The sequence below is a fragment of the uncultured Buchnera sp. genome (assembly GCF_913776765.1).
Lineage (GTDB): Bacteria > Pseudomonadota > Gammaproteobacteria > Enterobacterales > Enterobacteriaceae > Buchnera > Buchnera aphidicola_AO.
On the sequence record NZ_CAJYPO010000001.1, the window covers coordinates 406,050 to 418,184 of the forward strand.

At 24.3% G+C, this 12,135-nt stretch carries 11 protein-coding genes; 7 read left to right on the top strand and 4 right to left on the bottom strand.

The window, feature by feature from the left end; genetic code table 11:
* Nucleotides 1-5: 5 nt before the first annotated feature.
* The 4 genes from topA to QZ401_RS02040 form a co-directional block, all read right to left on the bottom strand.
* On the bottom strand, nt 6-2,573 hold the full coding sequence (topA, locus tag QZ401_RS02025) for a type I DNA topoisomerase (protein ID WP_295164482.1): 2,568 nt from the start codon (nt 2,571-2,573) through the stop codon (nt 6-8).
* A 173-nt stretch (nt 2,574-2,746) separates the two neighbouring features.
* Nucleotides 2,747-3,763 carry a protease SohB gene (sohB, locus tag QZ401_RS02030; protein WP_295164483.1) on the bottom strand — a complete coding sequence of 339 codons (1,017 nt, stop codon included), beginning with the start codon at nt 3,761-3,763 and terminating at the stop codon, nt 2,747-2,749.
* A gap of 53 nt (nt 3,764-3,816) precedes the next feature.
* Nucleotides 3,817-4,569: a pseudouridine synthase gene (locus tag QZ401_RS02035; protein ID WP_295164484.1), complete on the bottom strand. Its 753-nt coding sequence runs from the start codon at nt 4,567-4,569 to the stop codon at nt 3,817-3,819.
* Complete coding sequence (locus tag QZ401_RS02040; protein ID WP_295164487.1) at nt 4,566-5,468, bottom strand: DMT family transporter; 903 nt, start codon at nt 5,466-5,468, stop codon at nt 4,566-4,568. The genes QZ401_RS02035 and QZ401_RS02040 overlap by 4 nt, the downstream gene beginning before the upstream one ends.
* Nucleotides 5,469-5,693: 225 nt before the next feature.
* On the opposite strand from QZ401_RS02040, the gene trpD reads away from it, so the two are divergent.
* The 7 genes from trpD (at nt 5,694) to yciA (ending at nt 11,973) form a co-directional block, all read left to right on the top strand.
* Nucleotides 5,694-6,701 carry an anthranilate phosphoribosyltransferase gene (gene trpD / locus QZ401_RS02045; protein WP_295164489.1) on the top strand — a complete coding sequence of 336 codons (1,008 nt, stop codon included), beginning with the start codon at nt 5,694-5,696 and terminating at the stop codon, nt 6,699-6,701.
* A 1-nt stretch (nt 6,702) separates the two neighbouring features.
* On the top strand, nt 6,703-8,058 hold the full coding sequence (gene trpCF / locus QZ401_RS02050; protein WP_295164492.1) for a bifunctional indole-3-glycerol-phosphate synthase TrpC/phosphoribosylanthranilate isomerase TrpF: 1,356 nt from the start codon (nt 6,703-6,705) through the stop codon (nt 8,056-8,058).
* Between the two features lie 39 nt (nt 8,059-8,097).
* Nucleotides 8,098-9,279 (top strand): tryptophan synthase subunit beta, encoded by a 1,182-nt coding sequence (gene trpB / locus QZ401_RS02055; protein ID WP_295164493.1) that lies wholly within the window; start codon nt 8,098-8,100, stop codon nt 9,277-9,279.
* Between the two features lie 4 nt (nt 9,280-9,283).
* Entirely contained in the window at nt 9,284-10,099 is an 816-nt protein-coding gene (trpA, locus tag QZ401_RS02060) for a tryptophan synthase subunit alpha (protein ID WP_295164495.1), read from the top strand.
* 119 nt (nt 10,100-10,218) lie between these two features.
* Nucleotides 10,219-10,962 (top strand): YciC family protein, encoded by a 744-nt coding sequence (locus QZ401_RS02065; RefSeq protein WP_295164497.1) that lies wholly within the window; start codon nt 10,219-10,221, stop codon nt 10,960-10,962.
* A gap of 28 nt (nt 10,963-10,990) precedes the next feature.
* Nucleotides 10,991-11,524, top strand: coding sequence for a septation protein A (locus QZ401_RS02070; RefSeq protein ID WP_295164498.1), 534 nt, complete (start codon nt 10,991-10,993; stop codon nt 11,522-11,524).
* Between the two features lie 41 nt (nt 11,525-11,565).
* On the top strand, nt 11,566-11,973 hold the full coding sequence (gene yciA, locus QZ401_RS02075; protein ID WP_295164500.1) for an acyl-CoA thioester hydrolase YciA: 408 nt from the start codon (nt 11,566-11,568) through the stop codon (nt 11,971-11,973).
* Nucleotides 11,974-12,135: the final 162 nt, after the last annotated feature.

A 12,135-nucleotide genomic window follows, 5' to 3' on the forward strand; every position in this document is an offset into this window, starting at 1 on the left:
TTATTTTATTTATTAAAAATACACCATTTTTTATCAATAAAAAAAGCCGACCAACCTGTAAATTTTCCTTCTTTTTTAGAAGCAATATACTGCTTTTTATTTAATTTATTAAAACAAACTATAGTTTTATTTCCTTTATCATCTTTTTGAGGTCCACTGGCTAAATAGTGTAATTTTTCTGGTAGTAAATGTTTGAATTTGGCAAGTTCTTCAACAAAAGGTGATCTTGTTTCGCGTGATTTAGGAAAATTATTTGCAGCAAAAAAAATACCAGAGATTCCCTCTCGTAAAACAAAACATGTATTAGATTTTTTGCATAAAACATCAGGAAATGGAATAGGTTCTAATTTTGGTTCTGATATTTTACCATTAGGTAAAACTTTCCTTGTATTTTTGCATTCATTGTTAACACACATAAAAAACTTTCCGAATCTACCAGTTTTAAATAACATATCACTTTCACATTTATTACATTTTATTTTTTTGAATGAGTAATTTAAGTTTTTTTTAAATTCACCTTGCTTAAGATTGTAACCACTACAACTAGGGTTATTTATACAAATGTAAATTTTAAAATTTTCATTAATTAAATAAGCATCCATTACCATATTGCATATTTTACATCTTTTTTTTGAATTTAAAATTTTTTCTTTTTTTTCTTCTTTTGTCTTATTTAAATCATTTAATGAAATTAAATTTATTGTGTTTTTACAGCGTTTTTCATGAGGTTCAGAATTATATCCTAAACAACTTAAAAAAACACCAGTGATAGCTGTTTTAATTCCCATCTTTTTATTACATATAGAACAAGTAATTTCAGTTGGAATAGTAATATTTGGTTCCATACCACCTTCTTCAGGATCTTTTTTCGCTCTTTCTAATTGTTGGGAAAAATTATCGAAAAAAGAATTTAATAAGTTTTTCCAATCAATTAGTTTTTCAGAAATTCGGTCAAGATTTTTTTCCATACGAGCTGTAAAATGATAATCAACTAAATCTGAAAAATTTTTTTTCAATCTGGTTATAAGAATTTCCCCTATTTTTGTAGCATAAAATTTATTTTTTTTAACTTTTAAATATCCCTTTTCTTTTATTTTTGTTATTATAGCAGCATAAGTAGAAGGTCTTCCAATGCCTTTTTTTTCTAATTCACGTACTAAAGATGACTCACTAAACCTTGGTGGGGGCTTAGTAAAGATTTGATTAGGTAAAACTTTATCTAAAAGTAAAACACTTCCTATATCTAAAATAGGAAATTCAAAATTAATATTTTTTGATTTTTTTAAAGCCTTGGTCCAACCTGAAAAAAGTATTATTTTTGTATTTGATTGCAATTTAAATGCATCAGCCATGACAGTTGTTTTAATAGATTTATATTTTTCAGATTTCATCTGAGAAGCAACAAAATAATTCCAAATTAATTTATATAATTTTATAGCATCTGCATCACAAATATTGATATTAGTAAGTTGTACATCTGATGGTCGAATAGCTTCATGAGCTTCTTGAGAATATTTCTGATTTGAATATATATTTGGATTTTTAGGTAAATAATCACTTCCATATGTATTTTCTATATATATTCTAACTTTTTTAATGGCATAATCACTTAAAAAACAAGAGTCAGTTCTTATATAAGTTATATATCCCTGCTCATATAACTTTTGTGCTAAAAACATTGTTTTTTTTACACTAAATCCTAATTCGAGATTAGAAGCCTGTTGTAAAGTAGAGGTGATCAATGGAGCCGGTGGTTTTTTTTTTAAAATTTTATCTTTTCGATCAGTAACAAAAAAAGATAAATTTTTAATTTTTTCGATTATGGAATTTACTTCTTTTTTATTTTTTAATAAAAATATTTTATTTTTATAATGTGTTACGTCCATAATTATTTTTTTATTTTCTCTAGACAAAAGAGAAAGATTTATCTTCCAGTATTCATGTTCTATAAAATTTTTAATTTCATATTCTCGTTCTGTTATCAGCCTAACAGCTACAGATTGAACACGACCTGCAGATAATCCTCTTGATATTTTTTTCCATAATAAAGGTGAAATCATATATCCTACAATTCTGTCCATGAATCGACGAGCCTGTTGTGCATGTACTCGATTCATATTAATTTTACCAATATTTTTAAAAGCTTTTTCAATTGATTTTTTAGTTATTTCATTAAAAACGACACGTCGAAATTTAGAAGAATTTCCTCCAATTACTTCTTTTAAATGCCATGCTATCGCTTCACCTTCTCTATCTAAATCCGTAGCAAGATATATATAGTGAACTGTATTTGCAATGTCTTTTAATTCAGAAATAATTTTTTCCTTACCAGGTAAAATATGATATTCTGCTTTCCAATTTTTATATGGATTAATTCCCATTTGTTGTACTAAAGCTTCTTTTTCATTACATCTTAAATTGGATTTTTTAAGATTTTTTTTCTTTTTAGATTTATTACCTATTAAATCTCGTACATGCCCTACACTAGATTTTACTATATATCTATTATCTAAATATCTACTTATAGTTTTTGCTTTAACTGGCGATTCAACAATAACTAAAGATTTACACATAATTTTCATCCGATGGCATTAAAAATTTCTTTTTTAAGACAATACTGCGATAAAAATTTAAAATAGATTAAAAAATTTACATGTATTTTTAATTTTTATAGTACATATTTTAATTTAAAGAAGATGTTTTTTAACAAATTAGTTAATCAAAGTTTAAAGATAGTTTTCATTTTTTAATAAAAAAATATTTTACTCATAAAATTTTTAATATTTTCAATAATAAGAGATGTAAAATTTTCTAACTTTTTGTTATTATAAATATATTGAATATTTAATAAAATATATTCTTCTTTCATTTTAGACATTAAAATACTATCACTTGTGTTAATTTCATCAACTAAATTTTTTTTAAAAGCTATTGTTCCAAACCAATGTTCTCCGTTAGATACACTTTCAATATCTAAAGATGGTCTCATTTTTTTTATAAATTTTTTAAAAATTCCATGTGTTATATTTAATTCTTCACAAAATTTTTTACGTGTTAATTCTGTATTTTTACCAAACATTGTTAATGTACGTTTGTAATCCCCAGCAGTATGCAATTCAATATCAATGTTACACTTTTTTAATAATTTATTAAAATTAGGTAATTGACCCACCACACCAATTGAACCTATTATAGCAAATGGTGCTGAAATAATATAATTTGCAACACAAGCCATCATGTAACCACCACTAGCAGCAATCTTATCGATACATATGATTAAACGTATTTTGTTTTGACGCAATCTTTCTAATTGAGCTGCTGCTAAACCGTATCCATGAATGACACCACCTGAACTTTCTAATCGTAATAGAACTTCATCATCTTGATTCGCAACTAAAAGTATTGCAGATATTTCTTCTCTTAATCCAATAACTTCATTTGCATGAATTCCGCCTTTAAAATCTAATATAAAAAGTGTTTTTTTTCTTGTATTTAAAATTTTATTTTTATTTTTTTTTTCGGATTCTTTATCTTTTTTTTTCTTTTCTTTAATCCAAGTTTTTTTTTCGAATTTATTCATCTTAGATAATAAAATATTTTTTTTTATACTTTTATATTTTTCTTCTAATAAAATAATTTTAAACCTTTTTTTATTTTTTCTTTTTCTTTTTATTATATTGTAAGTTAATGGTATTAAAACAATAATAAATAAAAAAGTAATTGTTTTTGCTAAAAACAATTCATAACTTAACAGTAAATTCACAAAATTAACCTTTTTAAAAAATAAATTTAAATACTTTTCTAACGTGCAAAATTTTATTTTTCTTTAACATTAATGAGATTATATAAATTGTTCAATAGCATTGAATTTAATATCATCCATTGACCTTCTTTTAAATTTTTTGGTAAAATAATATTACCATATCGCACTCTAATTAATTGATTGACTTCACATTTAATTGATTTAAACATTAATCTAATTTCACGATTTTTACCTTCACATAATATCCCCTTAAACCATTGGTTTTTTCCTTCTTTTTTATTATATAAAGGTACTATTTCTTTGAAAGAAACGTTACCATGTGTAATTTTAACTCCTTTTTTTAAAATATTTATTTTATTTTCATTAATTTTTCCAAAAATCCGAATTTTATATTCTCGTTCAATTTGATTACGGGGATGCATAAGTTTATTCGCTAAAATGCCATCGTTGGTGAATAATAACAACCCTTTAGTATTAATATCTAATCTTCCTACACTTACCCATCGATTTAAATTCAACTTAGGAAGTTTATCAAATACAGTTAATCTTTTTTGAATATCAATTCTAGTGCAAATTTCTCCGATAGGTTTGTTATAAATTAAAACTTTAGATTTATTGTTTTTTCTTTTTACAACTATTTTTTTTCTATTAATTAAAATTTCACCAGGATTTTTTTCATTTAAATATTCACCAATTATAGCTTTTTTCCCGTTAATAGTTATATTACCGCATTTAATCATATGTTCAATAAAACGACGTGAACCATATCCTAAATTAGACAATATTTTTTGTATTTTTTCAGTCATTTTGAAAACCTTATGACATTTTTAAAAAAGTTCACAGGAATTAAAGTTAATAATATTCCCAATCCTGATGGAAAAACAAACCATAATTTATATAATAAAATTGTTTTTTTATAAATATACATTTCTAAAAAACCTGCAATTAATGGAAAAATTAAAAAAACAATAGAAGCATAGAATGAACTCACTCTTTTTTGCAAATAAAAATAAGATAAAATGCCACAAATTCCACAAAAATTACCAAGATAAAAAATAGCTAAAATAGATCTAGTAGAAAAGAAATTAATATGAGGAGTTTCGATAAACCAAGATATTGTAGATAACAATATTCCAGATATTAAAGATGGTAATGCATTAAATGTAATAACAGATACATCACAAGATTTTTTTTGGCATTCAACATAAATTATGGCATGACTGAGTAATGCTAAAAGTAAAGCTAAAATTCCTTTCCACTGAAAAAAATATTCTGATTTAAGATCTATTAGTAATATAAAAAATAATGTAATTAAAGAGGTTATAATACCGATTTTTTGAATAAAATTTATTTTTTTTTTTAAATAAACGTGTGAAATTAGTAATACTAAAACAGGCATATTAGCAAAGATAATAGAAGAAATAGAAGAATTTACACAACTACTACCATACAACATTAATGTAAAAGGTATTGAAAAATAAAAAATAGAAATAAAAATCTGAAAACGTCTTTGACCGTATGGAAATAAGAGAGGTGTTTTTGTTAAATAAGAAAGTATAATTAATAAAGGAGAAGCGGCTAAAAATCGTATTCCAGTTGCGAAAAAGGGTGGAATTGTTTCTACCGCAATTTTCATTGCTATCCAAGTGGTTCCCCAAGTAATTGATACTAAACAGAACAATGTTATTACTATAATTTTATTCATTTCAAAATTCCAAGATAATAAAAATATTTACTATATAACATATTAAACTAATAACAGTTATGCTTTATTTTTTAAAATTTTCATTTCTAAATAATAACAAAATATTCAAGAATAAAGTTTTTTAAAATTTAATTTGAATTATTTTAGTCAATAGATTATTGTGAAAAATTATCTAAGATAATAAAAAAATATTAATTTTTTAATTAAAGTTTTAAAAGGTAATCAATGCAAAATATATTTAATAAGATTTATGAATCAAAATCTTTAAATCAAGAAGAAAGCTATCAACTTTTTAAATCAATTGCTTTAGGTAAGATCAACGAAATACAATTATCATCTATTTTAACAGCAATGCAAATGAATGGTGAGTCAGAAGAAGAAATATTAGGTGCAATATATGCATTTTTAGAAAGAATGAAATTCTTTCCTAGACCCAATTATCTTTTTTCTGATATAGTTGGAACAGGTGGAGATACTAAAAATACTATCAATGTTTCAACTGCAAGTGCTTTTGTTGCTGCATCATGTGGATTTAAAATTATTAAGCATTGTAATAAAGGGGTTTCAAGTAAATCGGGTTCTTCTGATATTTTAAATAAATTTAAAATTAACTTAAATGGATCTCTAGAAAATTCTAAAAAAATTTTGAATAAATTAAATATTTGTTTTCTTTTCGCCCCTAGATATCATAATAGCTTTAAATATGCCTCTAACACTCGTAGTATTCTAAAAATTAAAACTATTTTTAATTTATTGGGACCTTTTCTTAATCCTTCCAGTCCTCCGTTGACTGTAATTGGTGTTTATAAAAAAGATTTAATAAATCCTATGTCTAAAATTTTAAAAAAACTAAAATACCAACGTGGTATAGTTTTACATGGTAATGATACAGATGAAGTTACATTGCATGGTACGACATACGTTGCTGAATTATTAAATAATAAAATTTATTCGTATGAATTAGAACCAGAAGATTTTGGTATAAAAAGCCATTCTAAATCCATATCTGTAGAATGTTCATCAGAAGAAAATTATCATATTTTTAAAAAAACAATGAAAGGTAAGGGTGAAAAGTTACATGAAGAATTAATTGCGGTTAATGTTGCAATGTTGTTAAAAAACTTTGGATACGAAAATTTAAAAGAAAATACAAAAGTAGCACTAAAGAAAATTCGCAGCGGAGACGTTTATAAACATATAATTCAGGTTTCTAATATGTCGAAAGAAGATTAATATGCCAGAGACAATACTAAATAAAATTATAAAAGATAAAGTAGATTGGATTAAATATAGAAAAAAAAAACAACCATTAACTACGTTTAAAGACAAAATCAATAAAGAAACACGTAATTTTTACGAGATTTTAAAAGAAAAACGACCTTTTTTTATATTAGAATGCAAAAAAAGTTCTCCTTCTTTAGGAATAATAAGAAAAAATTTTAATTTAATTGAAATTGCAAACATTTATAAAAAGTACGCTTCAGCCATTTCAGTTCTTACAGACGAAAAATATTTTAATGGAAATATAGAATATATAAACATAGTACGAAAGTGTGTATATCAACCAATTTTGTGTAAGGATTTTTTTATTGATCCATATCAAGTTTATTTGGCTAGATATTACAATGCTGATGCTATTTTATTAATGTTATCCGTGTTAAATGATGTTCAATATGTTGAACTATCTAGCATTGCTAAAGAATTAAACATGGGAATATTAACAGAAATTAATAACATTGAAGAGTTAAAGCGAGCTATTAAATTAAATGCTTCTATTATTGGAATCAACAACCGTAATTTACATGATTTATCAATAGATTTAAATAGAACACGAAGTTTATCACCTTTAATTAAAAATAGAATTATTATCAGTGAATCTGGCATAAAAACACATTATCAAATAAAAGAATTAAGTAAAATTGTTAATGGTTTTTTAATAGGTTCAAGTTTAATGCGTAAAAAAAACTTAGAAACAAATATAAAATCTTTAATAATAGGCGATAATAAGATATGTGGACTAACTCGTACTATTGACGCAAAAATTGTAGAAAATTGTGGAGCAGTTTACGGAGGATTAATTTTTGCAAAAAATTCATTACGTAAAATTAATAAAAAAACTGCAAAAAAAATTATCTTAGATAATAGTTTAAGATTTGTAGGTGTTTTTCAAAATCAAGATATAGAAATAATTATCGACACAGCTGAAGAACTTTCTTTATATGCTGTTCAATTACATGGTTCTGAAGATCAAAACTATATTAATATACTAAGAAAAAAACTATGTAAAAACATAAAAATTTGGAAGGCTTTTTCCATTCAATCAACTTTACCATTGTTAAATTTAAATAATATCAATAAATATATTTTTGATTCTGGTTCAGGAGGAACTAATAGACCCTTTAATTGGTCTATTTTAAAAGAATCTGTTTTAGACAATGTGATTTTAGCAGGAGGTATTAACACAGATAATTTTCTTATTGCATCTCAATTTAACTGTTCAGGATTAGATTTTAATTCAGGAGTAGAAAAATCTCCTGGAATTAAAGATCACAAAAAAATTAATTTAATTTTTAAAACACTAATATTTTAATAAATTATTTTTTTAAAAAAAACTGGAAATCAATTAAAAATGACTTTACTTAATCCTTATTTTGGCAAATTTGGAGGTATGTATGTTCCTCAAATATTAATGCCAGCTTTATATCAATTAGAAAAAAATTTTGTTGATGCAAAAAAAGATCCAAATTTTCAAAAAAAATTTTTTGATTTTTTAAAAAACTATGCAGGAAGACCAACTCCATTAACTTTATGTAATAATCTAACTAAAGGTACAAAAACACGTATTTATCTTAAAAGAGAAGATTTATTACATGGAGGAGCACATAAAACCAATCAAGTGTTAGGACAAGCAATGCTAGCAGTAAAAATGAAGAAAAAAGAAATAATTGCTGAAACTGGTGCTGGTCAACATGGTGTTGCTGCTGCTATTGCTTGTGCATTATTTAACTTAAAATGTAAAATTTATATGGGTTGCAAAGATATAAAAAGACAAAGTCCTAATGTTTTTCGAATGAAATTAATGGGTGCAGAAGTTATATCAGTAGAAAGTGGTTCAGGAACATTAAAAGATGCATGTAATGAAGCTTTGCGCGATTGGTCTAGAAATTACCAAAAATCCCATTATATGATTGGTACAGCTGCAGGTCCGCATCCTTACCCAACAATCGTAAAAGAATTTCAAAAAATGATTGGAGAAGAAGCAAAAAAACAAATTTTAGAACAAGAAGATAGGTTGCCGGATGCAATTATTGCTTGTGTAGGAGGAGGGTCTAATGCAATTGGTATTTTTTCTGATTTTATAGACGAAAGGGTAAATTTAATTGGTGTAGAACCAGCTGGTAAAGGTATAGAAACAGGTAAACATGGAGCACCGTTAACTCATGGTAGAACAGGTATTTATTTTGGAATGAAATCACATTTGATGCAAAGTCAAGAAGGTCAAATAGAAAAATCCTGGTCTATTTCTGCTGGTTTAGATTTTCCATCCGTTGGTCCTGAACATTCTTGGTTAAATAGTACTAATCGTGCTAAATATGTTTCTATTACTGATATAGAAGCTTTAGAAGCATTTCAGATTCTATCTAAAAAAGAAGGTATTATTCCTGCATTAGAATCTTCTCACGCATTAGCTTATGCATTGAAACTAATGTGTCTTTATCCTAAAAAAGAACAAATATTTATCGTTAATCTTTCTGGACGTGGAGATAAAGATATATTTACGGTTCGTGATATTTTAAATAAACAGGAATAAAAAAATGAGTCGTTATAAAAAAATATTTCAAAATTTATCTTTGTTGAAAGAAGGATGTTTTGTACCATTTGTAGTTATAGGAGATCCTTCTTTAGAAACGTCATTAAAAATTATTGAGACACTAATTGAAAGTGGAGCAGATGCATTAGAATTAGGAATGCCTTTTTCAGATCCACTAGCCGATGGTCCCACTATTCAGAATGCAAGTCTACGTTCGTTATCTAAAAAAAACACTTTTTTAAAATGTTTTGCAGTAATTAAAAATATACGTAATAAATATCCAAATTTACCTATAGGTATCTTATTATATGCTAATTTAATATACAATTACGGTATTGAAAACTTTTATTATGAATGTTTTCGATTTGGTATAGATTCTGTATTAATAGCAGATGTTCCTATAGAAGAATATAGCTCTTTTTACAAAATGGCAAATCAATACGATATTGATTCTATTTTCATATGCCCACCAGATGCAGATAATACATTTTTATCTAAACTTTCTTTATATGCAAAAGGGTATATTTATTTATTATCTCGTTCAGGAGTAACAGGGATAGAAAAAGAAACAGCATCATTGTCTAATGTATTTATAAAAAGAGTAAAAAAATATAATTCTCTTCCACTTTTACAAGGATTTGGAATTGGAAATTCTATACAAATTCAAAGATCACTTTTATCTGGTACTAATGGTATAATATGTGGTTCAGCAATTATAAATATAATTGAAAAAAATTTAAATAAAGAACAAAAAATGATAGATGAAATAAAAAATTTTACTGGTAAATTAAAAAAAGCCACTAAATTTATTCAGTCTTAGTGTATAAAAATTTAAATTTTATTTATCTTCATGAATAAATTGTTTTTTAAAAAAAAAACCATCTAAAATAGATGTGTATAATCTTTAAATTTTATACAATGTTTATAAGGAATATACATATGTCTGTTACAATACGCGAATTATGCAATGATACATATCATTTCGTTTCTAAAGAAATAAAAATTATTATTTTTATCTCTACATTAGCTGCTTTTATAAGTATTTTAACAAATATGCTTATTAAACCTAATATGCATATCATTGCTATGATAGAAAACAAAAAATTTATAAGTTCTCATTCAATTTTTGACTTAATAAATAATATGAGTACACAAGAAAAAAAAGAATTATTAAAATATTCAATATTTAAAATATTTGAATTTTTAATAAGTAAAACTTTTTTATTAGGTAGTATAATTACTTTAATTACATATTTATCTAATAATCGAAGAGAATCAATTAAGTGTTCAGTGTACTCTTTATTTAAATTTTTACCAAATTTATTTATATTAAATTTTATTACAACTTTTATTATTCAAATAGGTTTTATGTTTTTTATTTTTCCAGGTATATTTTTATCAGTTTTACTTGCTTTATCACCTATTATATTATCATTTAAAAAAAATAATTTAATAGACTGTATACGTCTTAGTTTTTCTATTTCCTGTAAACATTTAAATATTATTGGAACAAGTGTTCTGTTTTGGATGTGTTTTAAATTTATTTTAACGACAATATTTTCTAATACTTATATGATAAGTAAAAATTTTATTTTTTTAATATTGAATATTAATATGAACATATTTTTTTCAATTTTAATTGTATATTTATTTCGCTTTTATATGCTTTTTTTACGTTCTTAAAAAATTAAATATTTTTTAGGTTGTTAATATGAAAAAAATACTAAATTTGTTACCTATACTAACTTTCTTCATATTTTATAGATTTTATGACATTTTTACGGCATCAAAATCTTTAATTTTTACATCAGGTTTGACTTGTTTTCTTTATTGGATTATTTACAAAGAAATAGATAAAATTAATTTATTTAGTTTTATTACAATTTCTATTTTTGGTTCTCTAACAATATTTTTTCATAATAGTCAATTTATTAAATGGAAAATAACAATAATTTATATGATTTTTTCTATAATATTATTCATTAGTCAATTTTGGACAAAAAAACCTATAATCCAAAGATTTTTAGAAAAAGATATAAAAATTTCCAATTTTTATTGGAAAAAAATTAATTTTTTTTGGGCATTGTTTTTTTTATTTTGCAGTATTTTAAATATTTATATAGCATTTTGGTTACCAGAAAAAACTTGGGTAAATTTTAAAGTATTTGGACTTTCGTTTTTAATGTTTATTTCAATTTTAATTACAAGTATTTATATAAATTTTAAAATATTAAAAGAAAAATAAATGGTATATTTTTTCAATATAATAGAGTGAAAATTTTAATAATGCCAAAAAAAAACAAATTACCACAAGGAACAATAGTGTTAAAAACACTTACTATGCCTTCAGATACCAATGCTAATGGTGATATATTTGGTGGATGGATTATGTCTCAAATGGATATGGGTGGTGCTATATTAGCCAAAGAAATAGCAGGTGGAAGAGTAGTAACAGTACAAGTAGACGGGATCACTTTTCTTAAACCTGTTTCAGTAGGAGATGTTGTAAGTTGTTACGCACATTGTATTAAAACTGGAAATAGTTCTATTACTATTAATCTAGAAGTGTGGGTTAAAAAAATTTATTCTAAACCGTTAGGTCAATTTTATTGTGCTGCAGAAGCTATATTTATTTATGTAGCAATTGATAAAAGAGGAAGACCTCGAGAACTATTACCTATGAGTATTATTTAAAATAAAAATTTTAAAAAATTAAAAATATTTTTTTAATTTTCATTAATATATAAATAAATTTTAAACATAATTTAATAAAAAATTTTAAACAATAAGACTCAACACTTTAAAAACCAAATAACATGCATAATCTTATGTAATAAGATATTTACTTTTTATTTA